The sequence below is a fragment of the Streptomyces aurantiacus genome (assembly GCF_027107535.1).
In the GTDB taxonomy this organism is placed as follows: domain Bacteria; phylum Actinomycetota; class Actinomycetes; order Streptomycetales; family Streptomycetaceae; genus Streptomyces.
On the sequence record NZ_CP114283.1, the window covers coordinates 4,306,069 to 4,327,853 of the forward strand.

At 68.5% G+C, this 21,785-nt stretch carries 21 protein-coding genes and 4 pseudogenes; 16 read left to right on the forward strand and 9 right to left on the reverse strand.

All coding sequences use genetic code 11. The features are described 5' to 3' along the window. The first annotated feature begins 81 nt into the window (after window positions 1-81). The 6 genes from O1Q96_RS20890 to O1Q96_RS20915 all read left to right on the forward strand — a co-directional run bounded on the left by O1Q96_RS20890 (window position 82) and on the right by O1Q96_RS20915 (window position 6,163). Window positions 82-876, forward strand: a complete 795-nt coding sequence (locus O1Q96_RS20890) for an SCO4651 family lipoprotein (protein ID WP_269249656.1) — start codon at window positions 82-84, stop codon at window positions 874-876. A gap of 66 nt (window positions 877-942) precedes the next feature. Continuing rightward, window positions 943-1,152 (forward strand): hypothetical protein, encoded by a 210-nt coding sequence (locus O1Q96_RS20895; RefSeq protein ID WP_269249657.1) that lies wholly within the window; start codon window positions 943-945, stop codon window positions 1,150-1,152. Window positions 1,153-1,231: 79 nt separating this feature from the next. Beyond that, a complete protein-coding gene (locus tag O1Q96_RS20900; RefSeq protein WP_269249658.1) occupies window positions 1,232-2,734 on the forward strand; it encodes a Y4yA family PLP-dependent enzyme in 1,503 nt (500 codons plus the stop codon). After that, window positions 2,731-4,068, forward strand: coding sequence for a pyridoxal-phosphate dependent enzyme (locus O1Q96_RS20905; protein ID WP_269249659.1), 1,338 nt, complete (start codon window positions 2,731-2,733; stop codon window positions 4,066-4,068). The genes O1Q96_RS20900 and O1Q96_RS20905 overlap by 4 nt, the downstream gene beginning before the upstream one ends. Then, window positions 4,065-5,294 (forward strand): aminotransferase class V-fold PLP-dependent enzyme, encoded by a 1,230-nt coding sequence (locus O1Q96_RS20910; RefSeq protein WP_269249660.1) that lies wholly within the window; start codon window positions 4,065-4,067, stop codon window positions 5,292-5,294. Before O1Q96_RS20905 ends, O1Q96_RS20910 begins: the two co-directional genes overlap by 4 nt. Before the next feature lie 98 nt (window positions 5,295-5,392). Beyond that, window positions 5,393-6,163 carry a class I SAM-dependent methyltransferase gene (locus O1Q96_RS20915; RefSeq protein ID WP_269249661.1) on the forward strand — a complete coding sequence of 257 codons (771 nt, stop codon included), beginning with the start codon at window positions 5,393-5,395 and terminating at the stop codon, window positions 6,161-6,163. 36 nt (window positions 6,164-6,199) lie between these two features. Here O1Q96_RS20915 and O1Q96_RS20920 read toward each other — a convergent pair whose 3' ends face one another. Beyond that, a complete protein-coding gene (locus O1Q96_RS20920) occupies window positions 6,200-6,760 on the reverse strand; it encodes a GNAT family N-acetyltransferase (RefSeq protein WP_269249662.1) in 561 nt (186 codons plus the stop codon). A gap of 287 nt (window positions 6,761-7,047) precedes the next feature. On the opposite strand from O1Q96_RS20920, the gene O1Q96_RS20925 reads away from it, so the two are divergent. Beyond that, window positions 7,048-7,341, forward strand: coding sequence for a hypothetical protein (locus O1Q96_RS20925; RefSeq protein ID WP_269249663.1), 294 nt, complete (start codon window positions 7,048-7,050; stop codon window positions 7,339-7,341). 186 nt (window positions 7,342-7,527) lie between these two features. On the opposite strand, the gene O1Q96_RS20930 is transcribed toward O1Q96_RS20925, so the two are convergent. The 3 genes from O1Q96_RS20930 to O1Q96_RS44730 all read right to left on the reverse strand — a co-directional run bounded on the left by O1Q96_RS20930 (window position 7,528) and on the right by O1Q96_RS44730 (window position 8,675). Next, window positions 7,528-7,839, reverse strand: coding sequence for an ArsR/SmtB family transcription factor (locus tag O1Q96_RS20930; protein ID WP_269249664.1), 312 nt, complete (start codon window positions 7,837-7,839; stop codon window positions 7,528-7,530). Window positions 7,840-7,904: 65 nt separating this feature from the next. Next, the gene (locus tag O1Q96_RS20935) at window positions 7,905-8,207 is read right to left on the reverse strand and encodes a hypothetical protein (protein WP_269249665.1); all 303 of its coding nucleotides are present in this window, start codon (window positions 8,205-8,207) and stop codon (window positions 7,905-7,907) included. A gap of 309 nt (window positions 8,208-8,516) precedes the next feature. Next, the gene (locus tag O1Q96_RS44730) at window positions 8,517-8,675 is read right to left on the reverse strand and encodes a hypothetical protein (RefSeq protein ID WP_269253972.1); all 159 of its coding nucleotides are present in this window, start codon (window positions 8,673-8,675) and stop codon (window positions 8,517-8,519) included. A 434-nt stretch (window positions 8,676-9,109) separates the two neighbouring features. Here O1Q96_RS44730 and O1Q96_RS20945 point away from each other — a divergent pair, with 434 nt between their 5' ends. The 3 genes from O1Q96_RS20945 to O1Q96_RS20955 all read left to right on the forward strand — a co-directional run bounded on the left by O1Q96_RS20945 (window position 9,110) and on the right by O1Q96_RS20955 (window position 11,900). Next, complete coding sequence (locus tag O1Q96_RS20945) at window positions 9,110-10,006, forward strand: LLM class flavin-dependent oxidoreductase (protein ID WP_269249666.1); 897 nt, start codon at window positions 9,110-9,112, stop codon at window positions 10,004-10,006. Window positions 10,007-10,334: 328 nt separating this feature from the next. Next, a complete protein-coding gene (locus O1Q96_RS20950; protein ID WP_269249667.1) occupies window positions 10,335-10,688 on the forward strand; it encodes a hypothetical protein in 354 nt (117 codons plus the stop codon). A gap of 348 nt (window positions 10,689-11,036) precedes the next feature. Continuing rightward, window positions 11,037-11,900 carry an alpha/beta fold hydrolase gene (locus O1Q96_RS20955; protein ID WP_269249668.1) on the forward strand — a complete coding sequence of 288 codons (864 nt, stop codon included), beginning with the start codon at window positions 11,037-11,039 and terminating at the stop codon, window positions 11,898-11,900. Here O1Q96_RS20955 and O1Q96_RS20960 read toward each other — a convergent pair. Then, complete coding sequence (locus O1Q96_RS20960) at window positions 11,857-12,741, reverse strand: aldo/keto reductase family oxidoreductase (protein ID WP_269249669.1); 885 nt, start codon at window positions 12,739-12,741, stop codon at window positions 11,857-11,859. The two genes, O1Q96_RS20955 and O1Q96_RS20960, sit on opposite strands and share 44 nt — an antisense overlap. 93 nt (window positions 12,742-12,834) lie before the next feature. On the opposite strand from O1Q96_RS20960, the gene O1Q96_RS20965 reads away from it, so the two are divergent. The 3 genes and pseudogenes from O1Q96_RS20965 to O1Q96_RS20975 all read left to right on the forward strand — a co-directional run. After that, entirely contained in the window at window positions 12,835-13,698 is an 864-nt protein-coding gene (locus O1Q96_RS20965) for a LysR family transcriptional regulator (protein WP_269249670.1), read from the forward strand. 1,328 nt (window positions 13,699-15,026) lie between these two features. After that, entirely contained in the window at window positions 15,027-15,929 is a 903-nt protein-coding gene (locus O1Q96_RS20970; protein WP_269249671.1) for a helix-turn-helix domain-containing protein, read from the forward strand. A gap of 4 nt (window positions 15,930-15,933) precedes the next feature. Then, window positions 15,934-16,062 (forward strand): annotated as a pseudogene (locus tag O1Q96_RS20975) (DDE-type integrase/transposase/recombinase); the annotation flags it as partial. Window positions 16,063-17,171: 1,109 nt separating this feature from the next. Here the strand turns inward: O1Q96_RS20975 and O1Q96_RS20985 are convergent. Both O1Q96_RS20985 and O1Q96_RS20990 read right to left on the reverse strand, forming a co-directional pair. Further along, the gene (locus tag O1Q96_RS20985; protein ID WP_269249673.1) at window positions 17,172-17,816 is read right to left on the reverse strand and encodes a dihydrofolate reductase family protein; all 645 of its coding nucleotides are present in this window, start codon (window positions 17,814-17,816) and stop codon (window positions 17,172-17,174) included. A 536-nt stretch (window positions 17,817-18,352) separates the two neighbouring features. Continuing rightward, a complete protein-coding gene (locus tag O1Q96_RS20990; protein ID WP_269249674.1) occupies window positions 18,353-18,937 on the reverse strand; it encodes a 3'-5' exonuclease in 585 nt (194 codons plus the stop codon). Between the two features lie 301 nt (window positions 18,938-19,238). On the opposite strand from O1Q96_RS20990, the pseudogene O1Q96_RS20995 reads away from it, so the two are divergent. Together O1Q96_RS20995 and O1Q96_RS21000 are read left to right on the forward strand one after the other, a co-directional pair. Next, window positions 19,239-19,605 (forward strand): annotated as a pseudogene (locus O1Q96_RS20995) (ATP-binding protein); the annotation flags it as partial. Window positions 19,606-19,907: 302 nt separating this feature from the next. Next, window positions 19,908-20,480, forward strand: coding sequence for a GNAT family N-acetyltransferase (locus O1Q96_RS21000; RefSeq protein ID WP_269249675.1), 573 nt, complete (start codon window positions 19,908-19,910; stop codon window positions 20,478-20,480). 233 nt (window positions 20,481-20,713) lie between these two features. On the opposite strand, the pseudogene O1Q96_RS21005 reads toward O1Q96_RS21000, so the two are convergent. Both O1Q96_RS21005 and O1Q96_RS21010 read right to left on the reverse strand, forming a co-directional pair. After that, window positions 20,714-20,818 (reverse strand): annotated as a pseudogene (locus O1Q96_RS21005) (IS5/IS1182 family transposase); the annotation flags it as partial. A 62-nt stretch (window positions 20,819-20,880) separates the two neighbouring features. Beyond that, window positions 20,881-21,135, reverse strand: a pseudogene (locus O1Q96_RS21010) (ISL3 family transposase); the annotation flags it as partial. 2 nt (window positions 21,136-21,137) lie between these two features. Between O1Q96_RS21010 and O1Q96_RS21015 the strand changes: the two are divergent. Then, complete coding sequence (locus O1Q96_RS21015; protein ID WP_269249676.1) at window positions 21,138-21,473, forward strand: hypothetical protein; 336 nt, start codon at window positions 21,138-21,140, stop codon at window positions 21,471-21,473. Window positions 21,474-21,785: the final 312 nt, after the last annotated feature.

Genomic DNA, 21,785 nt, shown 5'->3' on the forward strand with positions numbered 1-21,785 from the left:
CGCCCTGTCGCGGGTTTCATGCGAAGATCTACAGGCCCTCTCGGGCTTCCCCTGCCGCAGTCACGATTCCTCGGAGAGTCCATGCGCCGCGCCCACCTCCTCTCCGCCGCTGTCCTCCTGCTCTGCACCGCGTGTTCCGGCGGTCCGGACAGTGGAGCCTCGGAGAGTACGAAGAAGGCCGTGGATCACGGGGCGGCCGTGCGTGCCGCGATCGAGAGGACGAGCGCGGACAGCGCCCGCCTGGCCGAGAAGATCGAGTTGCAGTCCGCCGACAGCCCCACGACGTACGTGTTCGCGATCGCCGGCGCTTTCGACCTGGCGGGTGACAGGGGCCGGCTCACGGTGGAGCTCGAGGACAGCGGCATGGAACCCGTCGAGGAGGTCTTCGTCGGCGACACCGTCTATGTGCGGGGCTCGCGGGACGTGGGCGAGGGCAAGTGGGCCTCAGCCGACCGGAGCGAGGCCCTCACTCGCTATTTCCTGCGGGCGCCGCTGAACGACCCCGAGCACCTGCTCCGCCAGATGAAGACGATGCGACAGGTGTCGAACGAGGGCAAGGACCAGGTGAACGGCGCCCCTGCGGTGCACTACCGGGGCACCATCGACCACGCCACCGCGACGCTCCGGATGACGGCGGAGACGAAACAAGGGCTGGACGACCTGCGCGAGGAGCTGGGCGACGACGTGCCCGTCTACGCGGACGTGTGGGTCGACGGGAAGGGGCGCGCCGTCCAGGCCCGGTTGTCCTACTTCGGCGGTATGAAGGCCATGACGACGATGACACTCTCGGACTTCGGGACTCCGGTGAAGGCCGAGGCGCCGTCGGCCAGGCAGGTCGTCCCCGTGACGGCGGGCGAGGACGTCCTGCTGGCCTGAGCGGGTGCCGCCGGCCGCTGCGGCGTCCGCCGGGACCCTTGCGCCCACCTCGCCTTCGGACACGGCGTGGACCAGCGCCTCGGGCAGCCGCTGGCCCGGGCCGAGTTGGAGATCGTGCTCCGACAGCTCTGCGAGCGGCGCCCCCACCTGCGTGAACTCGACGACGCCGAATCTCTCCGCTTCAGGGACGACAGCTCCGTGCACGGCCTGCGCGCGCTGCGGGTCGCCTGGCGGTTGGGGTACGTGCCGCCCAGGGGAGAGATCGCCTGGGCTTAAAGGCGCATGTAACCGGAAATGATTACGTCCGAACGGCTGTCTGGGCCGCGGTCCGCCGTCGGAGGGGGAGGGACCTGTCGTGCGTGTGCCCTTGTATCTGCAGCCACGACTGGAAGCTCCGCTCACCTCTCTGCTGGCGAACCGCCCGTTCCTGCACTCTCTCGTCGATGCGCTCGGATCCCCGCTCAATGTGCTGGTTCCGGAGCGGATCGCCGAGAATGCCGAGCGTTTCCTTGCCGTCTACCGCAAGCACCATCTGTCCGGGCGGGTGTATTTCGCTCACAAAGCGAACCGGTCCAGCGCCCTGGTCCGGCGACTGGCGGCGGCCGACCCGGTCGGGGTCGGCGTCGATGTCGCCTCGCTGGGGGAGTTGCGGCATGCCCTGGGGTGTGGCGTCACCCCGGACCGGATCATGGCCACCGGCCCCAAGGACGCGGAGTTCCTGTGGCTCGCCGCCCGCGTCGGAGCGACGGTGAACCTCGACTCGCGCGGTGAGCTGGAGCAACTGGCCGAGCTCGTGCGGAAGCACGCTCTTCCCCGGGTCGATGTCCTGCTGCGCTTCGCCGAGTTCGAGTCGGCCGCAGGTTCCCAGGGAGTATCCGGTGTGCGGGTGCTCTCGCGGCGCAGCCGCTTCGGCACTCCGGCGGACGAGGTGAGCGAGTTGCTGTCCGCGGTCGAACGGCACGGTGACGCCGTCGTGTTGACCGGCGTCGCCTACCACCTGGACACGACCGGGCTGCCGGAGAAGGCCCGTGCCCTGGAGCGCTGTGTGATGCTCCTGGACGAGTGCCGCGCCAGGGGACTCGCCCCGCGCGCCGTCGACATCGGCGGCGGTTTCGGCGTCGGCTATGTCGCCGACGCCGACCAGTGGGAGCACTGGACCACGGCGCTGTCCGAGGCGGTCCTGGGAACCGGTCCGGCCTTGACCTGGCGCGGCCACGGCTACGGACTGCGCAACGAGGGCGGCACCGTGCGGGGGTCCGCTGCCCTCTACCCGGCTCACCGCCCCACTGCCGGGCCCGGCTATCTGGACGAGCTGCTCTCCCTGCCCGCCCCCTCCCTGGCCCGCCCGTCGGCCACCCTGCTCCTGGAGCACCTCTACGACCTGTACGCCGAGCCGGGCCGCGCACTGGTAGACCAGTGCGGACTCTCCCTGGCGCGCGTCCTGGACGTACGGCGTACGGGCCACGACTCCGGCGACTACCTGGTGCGCCTCGGCATGAACGCCGGGGACGTGAGCCTGGAGGAACACGGCGTGGTCGTCGATCCGGTACTGCTTCCACGCACCGGAGTGGCCGAGGAGAGCGGCGAGGATCCGGTGGGCGTCTACCTCGTCGGCAACCTGTGCCTGGAGGCCGATCTGATCACGCGCCGCAAGGTCTTCCTGCCCCGGCTGCCGCGCACCGGCGACGTGCTGGCGTTCGCCAACACGGCCGGCTACGCGATGGACTTCCATGCCCACCACGCACAGCGGCAGCCGGTCGCCCGCACGGTCGCGGTCGTCCGGGACGGCGCATCGTGGGGCTGGTGCCTGGACGAGGACTACTGGCCGATCACGCGACCCGGGGGAGCGTTGTCATGAGGTACGACAGCATCACGGAGGCCATCGGCAACACGCCGCTGGTGCGGATCGACCCGGCTGTGCACGGCCTGCGCCACATCGACCTCTACGCGAAGCTGGAGATGCTCAACCCCTTCGGGTCGGTCAAGGACAGGCCCGCCTGGAACATGGCCCGCCCGCTTCTCGAAGGCGCGGCCGAGCAGGGCGACACGGTCGTGGAACTTTCCAGCGGCAACACCGCGAAGGCCCTCGCCCTGCTGGCCGGTATGCACGGGCTGCGGTTCAAGAGCGTGACCAACCGGATGCGGGTGCCGGAGATCAAGGAGCTTCTTCTGCTGCTGGGCGCCGAGATCGAGGAACTGCCGGGGCAGAGCGAATGTCTCGACCCGACCGACACCGACGATCCGCTGACCCGGTTCCACCAGGTGCTCTCCGAACCGGGGAGCACCTATCTGCACACCGACCAGTACTTCAACCCGCGCAACACGGATGCGCACGCGGCGGGCACCGGTCCGGAGATCATCAAGGATCTTGACGGACGGGCCCCGGACTGGTTCATCGCCTGTGTGGGCACGGCCGGTTCGTCGACCGGGGTGGCCCGGGTGCTGCGCGAGCACGACCCCGAGACGCGGGTCCTCGGACTGGTCGCCCACAAGTCGGACTTCATCCCCGGTATCCGCACCATCGACGAGGTCCACCAGGTCGGCCTGTTCGACCCGGCGACGTACGACACGATCGAGTCGGTGACCTCCGACGAGGCCATCGACGGCATGCTGACCCTCATCCGTCGCTGCGGACTTCTGACCGGACCGACAGGAGGCGCCGCCTACCACGGGGCGGTACGGCATCTGCGCCCGCTGGACGGGGAGTTGGCGGAAGCGGCACAGCGCCGGACGGCGGTCTTCATCGTCTGCGACCGCACCGAGAGCTATCTGAGTTACGTGCGCCGGCGACGCCCCGAACTCCTGGGCCGATCGCGTCCGAAGCACTCCGCCGCAGCCCTCACCGACGCCGAGATACGCGCCGGAGCGACCGTCATCGGCATTGAGGACGCCCGGCGGTGGATCGGCGACGCAGAGCCGCGCCCGCTCGTCGTCGACCTGCGCGGCCCTCACGCGTACGCCGCGCTGCACATCGAGGGGTCGGTCAACATCGTCGACGAGCTTTTCGACGAACTCGTCCGTGGCGGGCTGCCGTTCAGCAAGGCGCAGCCGGTGCTGCTGGCCTGTCCGGTCGGCGAGAAGTCCGCCCGCTATGCCGCCGTGCTGAGCAGGATGGGGCATCCGGACGTGCGCAGCCTGGCCGGTGGCATCGTCGCCTGGCGGGACGCGGGTGCACCGCTGGTGCGGGAATGAGCGCGGTACACCCCCGGTACGGGACCCGGCAGGACGGCACGTCGGCCGACTGGCAGCGGGAGATCAGGAAGCAGTTCCCCATCATCACCGCCCACCCCGAGCTGGCATACCTCGACAGCGCGGCCACCTCGCAGAAGCCGCAGGCCGTGCTGGATGCAGTACAGACCTACCTCGCGACGTCGAACGCCAACGCGGGGCGCGGCATGTATCCGTGGGCCAACCGGACGACAGAGCTGGTCGAACGGACCCGGAACCGGGTCAAGGAGTTCCTGAAGGACCCGGACCCCCAGCGCTCGGCCGTCCACTTCACCGGCGGAACCACCGACGGGCTGCGAACGGTGGCCCGTGACTGGCTCATCGCGCATCTGACGGACGGCGACGAGATCCTTGTCCCCTTCGCGGACCACCGGGCGAACCTGGACCCCTGGCTGGAGGCCCGGCAACTGCTGGCCGCCCGGGGTGTCGAAGTACGGGTGAGGGAGTTGCCCTACCAGACGGCATCCGGCGACTACGACCACAGGGCGCTGGACCGGGTCGTCGGCCCGCGCACCCGCTTCGTCGCCGCCACCCACGTTCACCACGTGTACGGCGCAGACATGAACGTCCACCGCATCCGCGCAGCCGTCGGCCCGGACGTGCCGATCTGCCTGGACGCCGCCCAGAGCGTCGGTCATCTGCCTGTCTCTGTCGCCGATCCCGCGCTCGATGTGGACTTCGTGGTCTTCTCCGGCCACAAGGCACTGGCCCTGCCCGGCACCGGTGCCGTCTGGGCACGGAACACGCGCGGTCCAGCTTTCCAGCCCGGCGGGTGGCAGGGCACGCCCAACACTGTGGGAATCGCCTCGCTGGAAGCCGCGCTCGATTGGCTGGACACGGTGGGCACGGACCGCGTCGCGCGCTGGACCGGCGCCCTCACGGCTCGCCTCACCGAGGGACTCGAGGGCCTCGCCGCCTACGAGGTCCTGGGCTGCCAGGCCAGTCTGGGCGTCGAATCCGTCGTCCCCGCCACCCAGCGCCGCCACGGCATCGTCACTTTCCGGCACCAGGACATCCCCTCCGACGACCTCGGCTTCATCCTGTTCAGCCACGGGTTCATGGTGCGGGCCGACAGCCTCTGCCAGGCGGGAGCCGGGGAGAAGGACGGATCGGTGCGGGTCAGCTTGCATGTGTACAACACAGTCGAGGAGATCGACCGCCTGCTGTCGGTCCTCACAGAGCTGTGCTGACATCAAAAAGCGAGCGAAAAAACGAATGAAAACCGTTTCCACCTGTAGATTCGGGGTGTCAGCGAACAGGTGGGCAACGGAAGAGGTGGCGCGGCCGGATGGGCGTCAGCATGGCGACAGCCAAAACGTGGGTGGAGCGCTGGGAGCGGCAGCAGCAGCACTATGCCGTCCACCGCGAGGAACGGTTCACCGTGATCGCCGATGTGATCGAGCACGTCACCGCCGACCGGACCGGACCCCTCCTCCTGGATCTGGGCTGTGGGCCCGGCTCCTTGGCGGCACGGCTCGACGAGCGACTGCCGGACGCCGAGATCGTCGCCGTCGACATGGACCCGCTGCTCCTGGAACTCGCCCGCACCCACCACGCGGGCGCCGCCCGCTACGTGGACGCCGTGATCGGCGAGGACGGGTGGACCGATGTCCTCGGCCTGAACCGACCCCTCGACGCGGCCGTCTCGACGACCGCCCTCCACTACCTCACCGAGCCGGTCCTGCTCAGCACCTATCGTCGCCTGGCGCGACTCCTGCGCCCCGGCGGAGCGCTCGTCAACGGGGACCACTTCCCGCCGGGCGGCCCGCCCTGCTCGGACCTGACCGCACATGTGGGCCGACGTCAGGCCGAACGGTCACGCACCCACGCCAACGAGGACTGGCAGTCCTGGTGGACGGCCGCGGCCCAAGACCCTGAGCTGGCAGACCTGTTCACCGAGCGCGAGCAGCGCAAGCCGTCGGGCGCCGACGGCGGCGGAGGGGACAACGGCCTGACCGCGGCCCGCCACGCCGAACTGCTGAGGCAGGCAGGCTTCCGGCATGTCACTCCGGTCTGGCAGTTCGGCGACAGTCAGGTCCTGGTCGCGGTCAAGGACTGAGCGGCCTCCCGGTCGGACGGCCAGGCTCATCAGGATTCAGAGGGTCAGGCCCATCAGGATCTCGTCACGGTCGTCGCCCGGGGCCACGCGCAGCGCCCCCGGCCATCGGCCGATCTCCGTCCAGCCCAGCCTGCGATAGAAGTCCTCAAGGCCCAGACCCCCTCTCGCGGCGAGCCCCAGTCTCTCCAGGCCCATTTCGTCGCGGGCGATGTCGCGCACCCGGTACATCAAGGTGGCGCCGATGCCGCGGCCGCGGAAGCGCGGATGCGTCTGGACGTGGTTGACCACACCGCAGTGCGCGACAAGAGGATGCTCGTCGCGACGCACGATGAGCCAGCCCGCGAGCGCGCCGTTCACCGTGGCCACCAGGAGCCTGGCGCGCTGAGGATCGAGCCCGCTGATGAGCCGGTCCATCGCCGCTCCGGCCTCGCGGGTGCTCACGGGCGGCAGCGGGAACTCGGGTGCGATGACGGCCCCGCCGGTGTTCGCCACCGCCACCCAGCAGTCGATCAGTTCCCGTCTGAGGTCGGGTGGGATCGACCGGGGCCGGGTGATCTGAGTCAACGCGGGTGCCGTCGCTGCCTCGTTCACGGTCATGCCGAGCAGCCTAGACGGGACCCTGAACCAAGGAAGGCGGGTTGGGTCGCGAACATCACGGCTCTTCGTATTGAAAATGGATGTCATTAGCTTAGGATCGGGAAGTGAAGGGCCGGCTGGCATGTCGGTGGCGGACGAGCCCGCCTGCCACGCAGTCAGGCTCAGCTGTCGGGATCGACCCGGCATGAAGGGCGGGACGCATGAGCCGTGCGACACGAGGGTGCCAGTCGCGCCCTTTCACTCTCGTCGCCTGCACGCCCTGCCGGGGCGCTGTGCACGGCGAGGTCATGGACGGACTGCGTGACGCGGTGCGTACGTGTCCGCACGGAGTCCTGGTTGCCACCGACTGCCTGGGCAGGCTTCTGCATTGCGCTCCCGGGCGTGGGCTGTACGCCGCCGTTCAGCCGTGCACGTTGGATCGTCGGCCCAGCGGGGCTGTCGTGCTTCTGGGCCCGCTCGTTGCTGCGGCCGATGCCGAGGTCGTCGGCGCATGGTTGCGGGCCGGCCTGCCGGACGACGACACGCTGCCCGACCGGCTGTGCGCGGCGCCCGCTCCGCGGCGCGCCGCCCCCCTCAACTGAGAGAGTCGGCAAGGGCGAGACCTCTTTTGTTGGACGAGTTCGGCCGGGTTCGCGCTTGCCCACCGCATCCGAGGGCCGTTGCGTGTGATCCAGGTGAGTTGGGGGATGGGCCGGAACGGCGACGGCCGCCCGGTTGGGGAGGTCGGGCGGCCGTCGAGGTGGTGCCATGTCGTGCGTGTGCGGGCGCTACTCCTGTGCGTGGTGGATGGCGTCCAGCACGATGTGTGCGACGTGGTCGTCGGTGAGGCTGTACCGGGTTTCCCGGGCCTGACGTCGTGCCGTGACGATCCGGGAGGTGCGCAGGACCCTCAGGTGCTGGGAGACCAGGGGCTGGCTGACGCCGAGGGCGGCCACCAGTTCGTGGACGTACTTCCCGCCGCTCGACAGTTCGGCCACGATGCCCAGGCGTACCGGTGATGCCAGGGCGCGCAGCAGTTCACTGGCTGCCTGCAGGTCCTGTGGCGGATCGTCCGCCGGGGGAGGGGAAGTTGTCGACATATGCAGACATTAGCATATGGCAATGATTTCCAGCCTCCGCGTGCCGACGCGTGCTTGACGTGATGTCAGTGGTCGTCCCAGTGGCCCTCATGGGCGGCGTGGATGTGGCCGTCGTGGGCGTAGTCGGTGTGGTCGCCGTGCGGTACGGCGACATGGCCGCAGCCCTCACCGTGCTGGTGGTCGTGCCCCTCGTGGGCGGCATGGCCCGTGCTGGCGCACTCGTCGACGTGGTCCTCGTGGGTCCGGTGGATGTGGCCGTCGTGGGCGTAGTCGGTGTGGTCGCCGTGCGGCACGGCGACATGGCCGCAGCCCTCACCGTGGGCGTGCGTGTGGTCCTCGTGGGTGCGGTGGTCGGTGGCGCTGGTCATGCGGGGGCTCCTTGCCTGTGTTTCCGGCTGCCCGCGGCGCTTCCGGCGGACAACGTATTGCGACATTAACATATAGCGATTCATGCATGCTTCTTATCGGGCATCCTGGGACTGCCCGCCTTTCCGATGATCCGTGGCGGCGGGTCATGGCCGGATCAAGGAGCGGCAATGGCTAGATGAAGGTGCTGGCTGCCGGTGCCTTCGTGTTGGCTTCCAGCTCGGCGGAGTGACTGTCGGGGCCCGCTGCGGCTCGCCAGTAGTCATGGATGGCATTCTCAAATAACGTGACGGGGCAGACCGATGCCCAGGTCATTGCCCCCGGCCCCGCACTGCCGGGATGGTGCGCTCGTGGTCGTGCGCCAGGCGACGGGTGCGCAGCAGCCATCCGTTGGTCCGCTCCACCACCCAGCGGTGCGGTAGCACCCCGAAGCCCACCACGTTCTCCTTGCAGTTGACCACCTGCAGCACCAGCCGTAGTGCGGCACCTGCCCATTCCGCCAGCGTCCGCTGGGGAGTTGTCGGCCCAGATCAACTTCCAGCGGAAGCACCGGGCGCGCAGCGGCGGCAGCACAGCGTGCGCGGCGTCGCGGTCGGTGGTCGAGACGGCGGGCACCGCCGCGCCGGCAAGGGTTCGGCAGTGCTCCACAACTCACCGTCCCCGGTGCCGACGTCGGCACCGACGAGCTGCTGTCCGTCCACGAACTCCGGCAAGGGCTCCCGCCGCACGGGGTCTTCCTGCTGTGGCAGGCAGGTCGCATCCACTCCCCGCTCGCGCGCTCGAGATCGCCGTGGCCGACATGAGGAAGATCGTCGGGCGCGCGTGAACCTCGACTGACCGACCGTTCGATCACCTTGTTAAGTGTTTGACCGCGAACGCCAGCTCTGTTCGAATGACGTGACCGATGATCGTAGATGGGGGTGTCGTGCGGGCCGGGATCACGATCTTGCCGGAGTACCGTTGGGCCGAGGCGAAGCCACGGTGGCAGGCAGCGGAGGCGTACGGGTTCGCCCACGCGTGGACGTTCGACCACCTGGGCTGGGGTCCGCTCGTCGACCACACCTGGTTGGGCGCCGTGCCGACATTGGGCGCGGCGGCGACGGTGACCTCGCGGATCGAGTTGGGCTTCATGGTCGCGTCGCCGAACTTCCGCCACCCGCTGTCGTTCGCCAGGGACGTGCTCGCGGTGGACGACCTGTCCGACGGCCGCTGCACGGTCGGCATCGGCGCGGGCGGGGTGGGCGGCTACGACGTGGAGGTGTTCGGGGGCGCCACGAAGGCCGCCAGCCCGTTCCGCCGGTACCGGGAGTTCGTCGAGCTGCTGGACGCCCTGCTCACCAAGGACCGGGTCGACTACTCCGGCGAGTACTACACGGCCGTGGACGCACGGAACGCGCCGGGTTGCGTGCAGCGACCGCGCACGCCGTTCGTGCTGGCTGCCAACGGGCCGAAGGCGCTGGCCCTGGCTGCAAAGCACGGCGAGGGGTGGGTCACCCTGGGTACCGACCACGACTCGTTGGCCGGCTGGTGGCGCTCGTTGGCCGAGGTGTCGGCCCGGTTCGACGAGGCGTTGGCCGCCGAATCCCGCGATCCCGCCACGGTCCGCCGGTTCCTCCAGACCGACGCAGCGCCGGTCTTCTCGCTTTCGAGTGTCGAGTGCTACCGCGACTTCCTCGGTCGGGCGGACGAGCTCGGCTTCACCGACGTTCTGGCGCCGTGGCCGAGGGAGTCGGGCCCGTTCGCGGGTGACGAGGCGATCCTCGACACCGTGGCTTCGGACGTGCTGCCGTCCCTGACCTGACCTGACCTCGACGCGGCCCGGTCGGGTATCGCCCCAGCCGAACAGACCGGTGGGGTCGATGTCGGTGCGGTCGCCGGAGACGTACGGGTACGGGTTGGCTGCGAGGCCGGCGGGGTCGGACTGGCTGAACCGGCCGACGTTGGCGTCGCAGTAGCGTGCCCCGAGTGTGGCCGACCTGTCCAGGGCGACGCTTTGGTTCGTCCCGTCCGGCGGCGGTCAGCCGCTCGTCCGCTCCACTACGGTGAGGCGGCCGCCCTTCGGTCTGTATCGCTCTTGTCCCGGCGGCTGAGCTGTGGGTGACTGGCGGCGACGCCGAGGGGGAGTGGGCATGGGCAACTGGGCTGTGATCGCGCAGTACTTCAACGGTGAGTTGTACACCGAGTTCATCTGTCGTGGGCGGGAAACGAAGGACCAGGCGCTGGAGGAGCTCCGTGCCGTCCTCCACACGTACTTGCCGAGCAAGAATATTGTCGAGAAGCGGCGCCGCGTGTACCGCTTGGCCGATCAGGAGTCATACCTGGTGGTGATCAAAGGCAAGCTGACGGAGTGGGAGTGCACTCTGCGCATCGCGGAGCTGGTCTCGGACTCGGCCGACCCGGCTGTGGCCGAGAGGGCGCAGGTGGAAGGCGGTATGGCTGAGGAGGTTGACGGGCCGCAGGACCGAATCCCACCCGGCCACTGAGCGCCGAACTGAACTCCGCCGGGGGCATCCACGGCCCTCAGGCGCAGGACCCAGGGCGGTCCCGATGAGGCTGGGCGCGATGATGGCGCATTCGCAGGGCAACTGCCGCACAGGGGTCGGGTTCCGGAAGGGCTGCCAGGGTGATGCCGGAAGCCGTATCCGTCGACGGGGCCGGTCACGCCCAGTCCCCCCGGATCCTGCCGGTCAGCTGTCTGCCTTGATCTTCTCCATGGTGAGGTGGGATTCGAGACGCCGTACGGCAGGCAGGCCGCTCAGCGTTCCACGGCGTGACCGGTCTCCACGCGGACTCGCCTACACCACCTACCGGACCTTCCAGGACGGCCCACCATGACGATGATCGACCTGGACCGAGTGCAGCTCTTCTGCACCGCTCTCGGGTCCGACCGGACGGCCCCGCTGCTCCTGGTGCACGGCTGGGGCGGAGACGGCCGGGAGTGGTCCGCGCATGCCGAGGCGCTGGCCGACCGGTTCCGCGTGATCGTCCCCGACCTGCGCGGGCACGGCCGCTCTGAAGTACCCGAGGAAGGCAACACCATGGGGGAAATGGCCGACGACCTCGCCGCGCTGCTCCGCCACCTGGGCACCGGGCCGACGACTGCCGTGGGTCACTCCATGGGCGGCCAGATCGTCAACCTGCTGGCCGTACGGCATCCGGAGTTGGTCCGCTCGGTCGTCGCGCTCGATCCGGCGCACGGCGCGCACGGCACGGAAGCGGAGGGAGTTCCGGCCCGGCTCGAGGAGTACCGGGAACACGGGGCACGCGCCGCGGCCGACTTCGTCGCCGGTGCCTTCTCGGCGGGTGCTCCGGCGGGACTGCGTACCGCCCACCTCCGCACCATGCTCGGCACGCCGAACCACGTCATCGCCCAGGCGTATGCCAGCATGTACGCCGACCCCGGCGCGGTCGGCGTCCGCCCACACAGCGAGGCGTACCTGCGCCACCGTGCGCAGCCCGCGCTCACCGTGTGGACCTCGGCGGAGGCGGCAGCCTGGGAACGCGACACTCTGCGCGTCCCCGGTTCCCGCGTCGACCACTGGCCCGACAGCGGTCACTACCTGCACGAGGAACACCCCGAACGCACCGTGCGCCTGGTCGAGGACTGGGAGCTCGGCGGCCGAGAGAACGGGGGGCCTGGCTGGCTTCCTCCTACTGGCCGATCTTCTCGAGCTCTGCAAGTTCCTCGTCGGTGAGCGAGAGCCTTGTGCCGGCGACGTTCTCCCGCAGGTGCGCCACCGACGAGGTGCCGGGAATGAGCAGGATGTTCGGCGACCGCCGCAGCAGCCAGGCCAGGGCGACCGCCATCGGCGTCGAATCCAGCCGGGTGGCCACGGCGGAAAGCGTTGTGGACTGCAGTGGGGTGAAGCCTCCGAGCGGGAAGAAGGGCACGTAGGCGATGCCCTGGCCTGCGAGTTCGTCGATCAGCTCGTCGTCCTGCCGGTGGGCGAGGTTGTACATGTTCTGCACGCACACGATCGGCGCGATCGCCTGCGCCTCGGCGACCTGCTCCGCCGTCGCGTTACTCACTCCGAGGTGCCTGATCAGGCCCTGCTGCTGGAGTTCGACGAGGGCCTCGAAGGGCTCGGCGAGCGAGCCGGGCTGGAGACCCTGAGCGTCGCCGAGCCGGAGGTTGACCACGTCCAGCGAATCGAGTCCGAGGTCCTCAAGGTTCTCGTGGACGGCGCGGCGCAGGTCCTCGGGCTGCCGGGCGGTGGGCCAGCCGCCCTGCTGATCGCGGACCGCGCCGACCTTGGTCACGATGTGCAGCGATTCGGAATAGGGGTGCAGCGCTTCACGGATCAACTGGTTGGTGACACGCGGTCCGTAGGCACCGGCGGTGTCGATATGGCTGATCCCGAGGCCGGCGGCCTCGCGCAGGACGGCGAGCGCGCCCTCGCGGTCGGCAGGGGGGCCCATGACTCCGGGGCCGGCGAGCTGCATGGCGCCGTAGCCGAAGCGAGTGACGGTCAGATCGCCCAGGGTCCAGGTGCCGCCGGAAAGTGACGCGGTGGATGTGTTCGTGCTGTTGCTCATGCCGTCGATGCTCGCTCGCACACAGGCGGCGCATCCAACACCGATACAGTGCCCTGTCATACCCGACAGGTATCACCGAGGTAGGTTGTAGCCGTGGACACCTTGGAGACCCGCGAGCTGAGGTACTTCACGGCCGTCGCTGAAGAACTGCACTTCGGTCGCGCCGCCGAACGCCTCGGCATGGCCCAGCCACCACTGTCCCGGGCGATCCAGCAGCTCGAACGGCGCCTCGGCGTCTCCCTGTTGCAACGGGACCGCCGCGGCGTCTCCCTCACCGGCGCCGGGGAAGTACTGCTGCACGAGGGCCGCGCAGCCCTCGACGCGACCACCGCCGCCGCCCGCCGCACCCGTCGCGCCGGTGGCGCCGACAGTCCGGGCGGCCCTCGCAACCGCCTGGTGCTGGCGGTGAAGGCGGGCGCGTCGCACGAGCTGCTGCACAAGCTCCTCGATGCCTACGCGGCCGAGCCCGACGCCGCCGAGATCGAGGTGCTGCCGAGCGGCACGTGTGAACAGGAAAAGATGCTGCGCGATGGCCGCGCCGATGTGGCACTCATGCACAAACCGTTCAACTCCCTCGCCGGATTCGACAGCGAGGAACTGATGACCGAGGGGCAGGTCGCGATCCTGCCCGCCGGGCACCCCCTCGCCGCGCAGAGGACTCTGTCCCTGGCCGACGTCACCGACATCCCCGGTCTTCCGCTGGCCCGCTGGTCCCGCCACGGCACGTACCCACCCGGCCCGGGCCCTGAGATCCACGACCAGACACAGCTGGCCCAGCTGATCGCTCTCGGACGCACCATGGCCGTCTTCCCCGACTCCGCCCGCGCCTGGCTGTGGGCCGAGCACACCGCAGTCCCCCTGGCCGATGCACCCCCCGTCGTCACCCACATCGCCTGGCCCGCGCACAGCCGCTCCCTCGCCCTCGCCGGGCTGATCCGCACGGCCACACGGCTGTGACCCGCCCTCGCCTCTCGCTGCCGCGACGCACCGCCTGACCGTCGGCCCCCACACGCCGCCGCCCACGAACACCGCCGCGACTCCGTGTACTGCCCACTTTCGCGCCAGCAGGGGGCGTGCAGGACCGGCCACGGGACGGGCGGGTCCGCGAAGCCGTCACGGCCCCGGTGGGCGGAAAGCCGGTCGGGGAGCTGTGGGCCTTCGATGAGTCCGGGCCGGCCCAGTGGATTCTGGACTCCCTGGCCGCGGCAGCGCGATTCGCAGGGATCGACGTGGGCCGCTCGCAGGTGAGGCGCATCCTGCTCGCCGAAGGCGTGCGCTGGCGCCGCACCCGGTCCTGGACACGCTCGAAGGATCCCGACTTCGTCCCAAAAGGACACGGATCATCGGCCTCTACACCCACCGGCGCGTGCTGGCTCAACCTGCAGGAAGGATGGTGGCGCATCTTCCGTAAAGCCGCCCTGGCCGGATTCACGCCCCCCGGCGGGCTCCGGTTCAGACGTTCGGTGACTGGCCGAGTCCAACAAAGTTGAGGTGCCCTGCCGAGTTCACCTTCACCGAGCTGGGCTTGCTGAGGGATCTCCCGAAGCATACTGACCACGAGTTCGCCCCGACCCCCGATGACGCGCACTCCCAAGAGCCCAGGCGTGTCGCAGGGTTGACGGTATACAGGTGCACGTCTGCTAGTGCACTGTAGAGGCTGGATCGGTTGTTGCGTACGATCACTGCCGCCTGCACGCTGCCCCCGGTTGACGACCTGATCGCACAGACCTGCGCGAGCACAGAGGTGTCGACCGTCTTGCTGCCGGCACACCGCCATGTGGCGGTGCTGGAGGTAATCGGATTCGTGTTGCCGTAAGCACGCCAGGTGCCGGCATCCGTAACCGCGGCGGGGTCGGCATCCGCAGCTGCGGCGGGGCCGGCGGTTGCCAGACTCAATCCGAGAACGGCAGTGACGGCGACGATCGAACCTGCGCTCGTTCGCACAACTCGCATGCCGGCCGCGCCGACCGTCCTCGTGCGGCTCTTCACCTTCGAGGTGTCCTGCAATCTCACCATGACAACTACTCCCAGGTTCTTCGGGTTTCGGGTGGACAACCTCACGTCGTGCGGAGGCGACCGCCTCAGTTCGGGCAGTGAACGTTGCTGCCGTTGTTCGGCACCACGACTCAACCACGCGTGGACCTCGCGCCGGAAAGCATTCGAGTCAGTTCAAATCCATCGCGACGACTGCTACCGTCGGGGCGGTGCTCACTCTGCGTGTAGACGCCGACACAGTGTCCAGGGTGCGGTTGGCCCCTTCCCCCGCGTCGGAGTCCATGGCGTGGTTGAAACTCACTGCCGCGTCGGGACGGCACCCGGTGTTCGGAGATCCCGGACCACTCGCCCGCGCGTCACTTGCCCATCCGGACGTTGCCCTGCTTGCGGACCTGTTGCCGCTGAACGGCGACACCTACACACCTGACCTGCTCACCCCTCAGCCAGGGACGAACGCGCAGCGTCGTGACCTGCTCGACGAGCAGATCGCGCAGATCGAGGCCGCAACGCAGGACGTCCTCGAAACGCAGGTCTTCACCTACACCCGGACCCACTGGAACAGGCCGCTGCTGGCCACAACCCGCCGGATCGCGGAGTCGGGGCGGATGCAGCGGCATCTCGCCAACGGTCTCGCCCGGTTCTGGCGGGATGCCCTTTCTGAGGGCTGGCCCGAACTGCGCTCGATCATCGATCAGGACATCGCCCACCGCGCGACGACCATCGCCACCCACGGCGTCGGCCGGGCGCTCGGAGCACTTCACCCCGACATGGATTGGGCAGGCGACGCGGTCACCCTCGCCAAGTCGTGGGACGGCGACATAGATGCCACCGGCCGGGACCTGGTCCTCGCCCCCGGCGTGCTCAACCGGCCCGACGTCATCATCCAGGTCGACACCCCCGGACAGTTCGTCCTCTACTACCCCGCCCAGCGGATCGGAGTCGGCAGGGGCCGCAGGTCCGGAACGATCACGCAAGTGGTCGGCAACGCCCGTGCGGCCTTGCTGGCGGACCTCGAAACCCCCCGGTCCACCACGGAACTCGCCTCCCGGATCGGATGCACACCGGGCACCGTCTCCTACCACCTCAGTGCACTGCACCGCGCACGCCTCGTCACCAAGGTCAGAGACGGGCGCTACGTGTTGTACCAGCGGACCGCACATGCGGCAGGTCTGCTGGAAGAAGCCCGCGGCTAACATCCGCACCTGGTCGGCCTGGGCCTACGTCGCCTTCGTCCTGGACGTGTACTCCCGGAAACCCGTCGGATGGCAGCTCGCCACACACATGCGCACCGATCTCCAGCTCGATGCCTTGGAGACGGCCTTATGGCGGTGAGGGATCAAGAAGTGCTCGAGCCCAGGGCTTCGGCGTAGTTGTGTGTCACCGGGTTTGTGCCCATCCGAGGACGAGGAGTGCGAGGGGGCGACGGGGGCGCGGGAGTTGTTGCGGAGGGCGGCCACGAGGTTCTTAGCTCCGGCTGTCCGGAGGACTCCGATGGCGAGGTCGCGACAAGTGGCCATCGCGCGGGGCGCGTTGCCGGCCCGCAGCTGTGAGGCGTCCTCGGCGAAGGTGGTGTCGCGGGCGTGGTGCAGGGCATCGATCTGCCAGTGGTCGCGGACGAGTCGGGCTAGCCGGGCCGGGGTGGACTGCCCGGCGGTCAGGCCGACGACTGCGTAAAGGGTCGTGCTCGTGGCTCTGCCGGTCTTGCGGTCGCTGTGGCTGCTTTTGATCTGGACGGCCTGGCGGGGCGCCGGGGAGGAAGAGGCTGTTCACGGAGGCGACCTTGATCCGGCGGATCTCCGAGCGGCGCCGACAGCCTTGGTGCGGCCCTGAAGCGGGATGCCCTTCCACGGACGGCACTTGAGCTGCCTGCGCAGCCCCTTCTGGTTGCCCTTGAGGATCACGATGTAGTGGGCACCCCGTTGTCTCGGCGGGCAGGACCCGCCTGGGCGGCAGCGGATCGGGGCGGGCGCCGACCTGTTCCAGCACATGAGCCGGAGCGTCGGCGTTCCACTCGCCGACCGCCGACCGCCGACCGCCGACCGCCGGCAGCGAGGCTGCCCCGGTCGGCACCGCACACGCGGTGAGTGCGAGGACGATGGCCAGGCGGTGGTGTACCCCGCGTGGATCACGTGGGTCCGGTACCTCGGCCGACCGCTCCAGAAGGCTCGGGGCCTCCTCGGATACGACGGCGGGGTGCTCATGGAGCTGGTCAAGGGCAGGCGGGATCAGCGATGGTGCGTCGGCAGGCACGGTCTTCCACTCGGATCACCGGGCGTCGAGAACTCCTTGATCTTGGAAGTCGCGCCTGTCATGTTCCGGGCCTTGTCGCTGACCTGACGGACCAATACAAACCGGGCGTCGCGCGACTACGCCGAAGGCCTACCTCAGGGCGGCCTGGAAGGCAGAACGGCGCCAGGGGCCGCCCTGAGGACCGGTCACTTTCGCCAGAACAGGTGGTGCGTGACACCGCTCGGGCTGGGAACCACCTCCAGGTGGAACCGGTCGAGCAGCTCATCGGGGGAGTCCCAGAGTCGTACTCCGGACCCGAGCTTCACCGGCGAGACCGCCACGTGCATCGTGTCGACGAGGTCGGCGTCGAGGAACTGCCGGATGGTGGTGGCCCCACCTCCGAGCCGGACGTCCTTACCCTGCGCCGCTTCCCGGGCCTGTTCAAGGACCGTGGCAGGGTCACCGTCGACGAAGTGGAACGTGGTGTCGGAAAGCGTGAACGAAGGACGCTTGTGGTGGGTCATGACGAACACCGGAGTGCGGAAGGGGGGCTCGTCCCCCCACCAGCCCTGCCACTCATGGTCCTGCCAGGGGCCGCGCTGGGGCCCGAACTTGTTGCGGCCCATGATCTCGGCGCCGATGTTGCGGGGGTAGTCCCGCGTGAGGTAGTCGTCCAGGCCCCGGCTTCCTCCGGGGTCGGTACGCATGGGCCAGCTCGCTGTGGCGCCGGCCCAGGCGAACAGCCTCTCGGGCTCGACATGGCCGAACGGCCTCTCAAGGGTCTGATCCTCACCGGCACCGATTCCGTCACTCGAGATGTTGAAGTTCTGGACTCTCAGTAGCTGAGCCACGTGCTCCTCCTTTGTTGTCGACAACGGTGGTGAGACTTGCCGGGCCGGGAAAACTCATCGCTGCGCCCATGGCCAACAGCAAATTGAGCTACGCAGTGTCGCGAGCCGTGAGTTTCGCGTGGTCTGCGCGGTTTGCGCAAACACCTTTGGTCAGCGGGTGTCCGCCCCCTGCGGAGCCATCCACTGTCCGCTTGGTCATCCAGGCGGCCAGCTGTCGAGTTCGTCGCCCATGTCGTGGAAGAAGCAGGATTCGAAGTGCCCCAGCGGCGACCCACGTCTGCACAGCCGGTCGTCTCACTCGTGGATGCTCGGCTGCCTTCATCACTGCAGGCAAGGTGTGGCCGGCCGCTGCCGGTCAGAACATGGTGTTGTCGGTCTCGCCTGTTTGGAAGCGCTTCTCTGGGCTCCAGTGCACCGAGCCTTTGTGGTTCCGCGGGCGGGCCGTCGGGGGCATGCGGGGATGGCATTCGCGGCCCCGTAGCAAGGTGATGTGGTCCCACTTTGATCAAGTGGTGCTGCTGGATCGGCGGAGTGCGTCAAGCAGGGGGTTCGACCGTGGCCGGCCAGGGGCCCTGTTGGGACAGGTGGAGCACGAGGGCCGCGATGTTCCAGGCGTCGTCCTCGCCTCGGTGGTGACGGCCTTCAAGCCGCCGTCCGGCGATCTTCAGGGCCTGTGCCATGCCGGGCCGTTTGCGCAGACCATGTGCCTCGGTGAAGACCATCTTGGCGTTGGTGTGGTGGCGGCCGAAGGGGTAGGGCGTCCGTGTCGCCTGGCACTGCCGGGTGAACTGATGGCGGTCGTAGTCGCCCCAGCTGACCCACGGTCGGGTGCCTGCACGGTGCTCGACCGCCAGCAGTTGGCACGCTTCGGCGAAACTGACTCCCTGGTCGACTTCGTGTTGGGTGAGGCCGGTCAGCTCCGTGCAGAACTCGCTGACCGTGGACCGGACGGGCCGCACCAGAATCCGGTGTCGGGCGAGGCGCTCACCGGCATCCAGGTCGATGACGGTCAGTCCGACCTCGATGATCTCGCTGACCGAGCCAGGCGGCTGGGAACCCGCCCAACAGGTCGCTTCAACGTCCACGACGTTGACGAGGTTCTCGGTCCAGGTGCTTTCCATTGCAGGAAGCGTAGGAAAGCACAGCGGCTGGAGCACGTGGTTTTCGAGGCTGCCCCGTCGCAGGCTCGCGTTGCACCGTCCCCTCCTCGACGGGCAAAGCCTCAACTTTCACGAAGTGGAGCCACTTCTGAGCCCCGCGGTGGAGCCCAAAGATGCCCAACAAACATCTCAGGGCCGGCTGTACGTCACGCGTACCGCCCGGCCAGGCGGCTGGCGTACCGCTCTCGGCTGTGTGCCATGTGCGCCGGCCCCCGGCTGTGCGCCGCACGTCACGCGAGCCGCCCCCGGGCAGTGTGTCGTGATCGACCTGGCCACCACGAACGCCATCGCCAGCTCCGAGTGGATCAAGAAGAGCCAGCCGCTCTGCCTGATCGGCGACTCGGGCACCAGCCAGTCCCATAGGCTCATCACCCTGGGCACCGAGGCTGCCACGAAGGCCTACCGTGTCCGCTACGCGCTCGCCGCGAAACTGGTGAACGAGATGGCCGAGGTTGCTGATGAGGAGCAGCTGAACAAGACCATCGCCCGCTACGGGCGCGTCGATCTTCTGTGCATTGGTGAGCTGGGTTACAAGGAACGTGACCGGCGCGGCGCCGAACTCCACTTCCAGGTCTTGACCGAACGGGAAGAGAAGTGCAGCCTCGATCGCCTCCAACGAGCCGTTGGGAAAGCGGACATGTCCCGCCGAACCCGTGCAGCATGCTGCCGAAACGGCATGGGCTTGAAGCTACGGCAACTACAAAGTCGCCCCTCTGAGCGATCGTCCCCTGATGTCCGGATGGATCGCCGACGCCTGGCGCGGTGCTGAAGCGAAGACGACCTTCTGAACGTGATCACGGGGTTCCACGTTTTCAGACCACACGGAACAGCTGCAATGAAAGGTGGAGTTGGGCCTACCTCTGCAGGGGTGCAGGACCCGGGGCGGATATTCGGTGTTCTGCCGGCCCCATGAGGGCGCAAGATGGTGCGCATGACTGTGACCACTCCCGTGCTGCACACAGCTCGCCTGCGACTGCGCCCCTTCACCGACGCCGATGCGGACCTCCTTTTCGCGCTGCACAGCAACACCCACGTGATGCGCTACTGGGACTCCGCGCCGTGGAACGAACGGGCTCGCGCTGAGCGCTTCATCGCGATGTGCGGGAAGATGGCGGACGAAGGCACGGGGGCACGAGTGGCCATCGACCGTGTTTCTGACGGGGCATTCGCCGGCTGGTGCGGGCTGACCGCATGGAACCCGAACTACGCCAGCGCGTCGTTGGGTTACATCCTCGACGAGGCGATGTGGGGTCAGGGCTACGCGACGGAAGCCGCACATGCCTTGCTGCAGTGGGCATTCGACACACTCGAACTGAATCGAGTTCAAGCCGAGGCTGATACACGCAATGTTGCATCTGCCCGGGTTCTGGAGAAGCTCGGATTCGTGCGGGAAGGGACGTTGCGGGAAGACTGCGTCGTGAACGGCGAGGTATCCGACTCGTGGGTGTTCGGGTTGATCAGGCGAGAGTGGCGGCCGTCGACCATGCCGACCCCAGCCCGTTAGGACGACGTCTTGCCTGGTGGCGCCCGTAGGATTCCTCTCTGGGGACTGGACTTGAGACCTTCGGCCGAATCTGCTGGCTGGACGTCGGCGAGGTGCGCTTCGACGATGCCGGCTTGGTTATGTTCGCGATACGTGACTGCTGCAGCATGGAGTCCGGTGTCGCAGAGGGCACCGTGGCTCAGTGTCACGCATCGTTCGTGATCAGTGACTCTTTCAGCGTTGCCACTCCAGGGGAGGATGGCGGCGGCGATTGCCGACATCCGGTTCGGGCTGCACCGGGCTCTGCGGAAAATCCGCCAGGACTTCAGTCGTGCGAGGCCGAGCTCGACGGGCGCGGGGACTGTACGACATTCGGCTCTGTTCCGTAGTCGGTGGTGAGGGTGCGTTCTCCTTCTTGGAGGAGGAGGCCGAATCCTGCTCGGCCGTGTATCTGCCGCATGATCTTCTTCGTTCGGGTATTGACGGCCTCGGTCCGGCCGTCGCGGTGGGGGCAGGGTGAGGCCGGCGATCCAGGCGGTGCGGTCGCGGAAGCTGTGCAGGTGGGGCAGGACAGCGGTGCGGACTGTGGCGATCCACAGGTGAGCTTGTCGTCGTTGGCCGGGGCCGGGGTCAGGAACGCGGCGAACTCGCCAGTGAGTCGGGCGAGTTCGCTCGAAGGTGTCGGAGAAAGACCTCACCCAGCAGGCCCAGGCGGCTCTCGCCGACCTCCGCAGCGGAAAGCTGGTCGAGGCCGGTGCGGAATGGGTGACCGACGGCATCCACACCGAGCCCATCCTGAGGAATGGCAAGACCTACCTGCTCACCCTGACGTGCTTCGGGGCAGGCAGCGCCCGGATGGCCTTCACGCCGGCGGACACGGGCACGGACACCACGGTTCCCTGCGATCAGTCGGTGGTCCGCCAGCGGATCACCGTACACAAGCCGATATGCCTCGACGTCGACGGCACCACGGGATCAACCGGCGCGATCGCCTGGCAGATTGGCGCCATCTGATCCCAGCACACCACTGATGCCCTCCAGTCTGCCCCCTGGAGGGCATCAGCCTGGGCCCAAGCGCGGTCTGCGGGTGAAATCGCCGCGGGATGGCGCAACTTCGCGGGCCCACGGGATTACACGCGGGCTTGGAGCAGGGCGAGGACGGCGCCCGCGTAAGCCCGGGAGCGATCCCGGACCGTGAAGTGGTCGCAGTGCATCTGCCTGGCCTCCACTGTCCGGGCCGGTTGTATGCGAATGCCCTCGCCGCGTCCCAAGACGCGGTTGGCCCGGCGACTCTTCTCAGGGCTCAGACCACGGATCGGCAGCACC

What these genes read in the sequence shown, in the direction of transcription:
- O1Q96_RS20960 (WP_269249669.1), bottom strand. Translation starts at nt 12,741, where the DNA reads ATGAGCAACAGCACGAACACATCCACCGCGTCACTTTCCGGCGGCACC.
- O1Q96_RS20920 (WP_269249662.1), bottom strand. Translation starts at nt 6,760, where the DNA reads ATGACCGTGAACGAGGCAGCGACGGCACCCGCGTTGACTCAGATCACC.
- O1Q96_RS20955 (WP_269249668.1), top strand. Translation starts at nt 11,037, where the DNA reads ATGACGATGATCGACCTGGACCGAGTGCAGCTCTTCTGCACCGCTCTC.
- O1Q96_RS20925 (WP_269249663.1), top strand. Translation starts at nt 7,048, where the DNA reads ATGGACGGACTGCGTGACGCGGTGCGTACGTGTCCGCACGGAGTCCTG.
- O1Q96_RS20915 (WP_269249661.1), top strand. Translation starts at nt 5,393, where the DNA reads ATGGGCGTCAGCATGGCGACAGCCAAAACGTGGGTGGAGCGCTGGGAG.
- O1Q96_RS20910 (WP_269249660.1), top strand. Translation starts at nt 4,065, where the DNA reads ATGAGCGCGGTACACCCCCGGTACGGGACCCGGCAGGACGGCACGTCG.
- O1Q96_RS20905 (WP_269249659.1), top strand. Translation starts at nt 2,731, where the DNA reads ATGAGGTACGACAGCATCACGGAGGCCATCGGCAACACGCCGCTGGTG.
- O1Q96_RS20935 (WP_269249665.1), bottom strand. Translation starts at nt 8,207, where the DNA reads ATGACCAGCGCCACCGACCACCGCACCCACGAGGACCACACGCACGCC.
- O1Q96_RS20945 (WP_269249666.1), top strand. Translation starts at nt 9,110, where the DNA reads ATGATCGTAGATGGGGGTGTCGTGCGGGCCGGGATCACGATCTTGCCG.
- O1Q96_RS20990 (WP_269249674.1), bottom strand. Translation starts at nt 18,937, where the DNA reads ATGGAAAGCACCTGGACCGAGAACCTCGTCAACGTCGTGGACGTTGAA.
- O1Q96_RS20930 (WP_269249664.1), bottom strand. Translation starts at nt 7,839, where the DNA reads ATGTCGACAACTTCCCCTCCCCCGGCGGACGATCCGCCACAGGACCTG.
- O1Q96_RS21000 (WP_269249675.1), top strand. Translation starts at nt 19,908, where the DNA reads ATGACTGTGACCACTCCCGTGCTGCACACAGCTCGCCTGCGACTGCGC.
- O1Q96_RS20950 (WP_269249667.1), top strand. Translation starts at nt 10,335, where the DNA reads ATGGGCAACTGGGCTGTGATCGCGCAGTACTTCAACGGTGAGTTGTAC.
- O1Q96_RS20890 (WP_269249656.1), top strand. Translation starts at nt 82, where the DNA reads ATGCGCCGCGCCCACCTCCTCTCCGCCGCTGTCCTCCTGCTCTGCACC.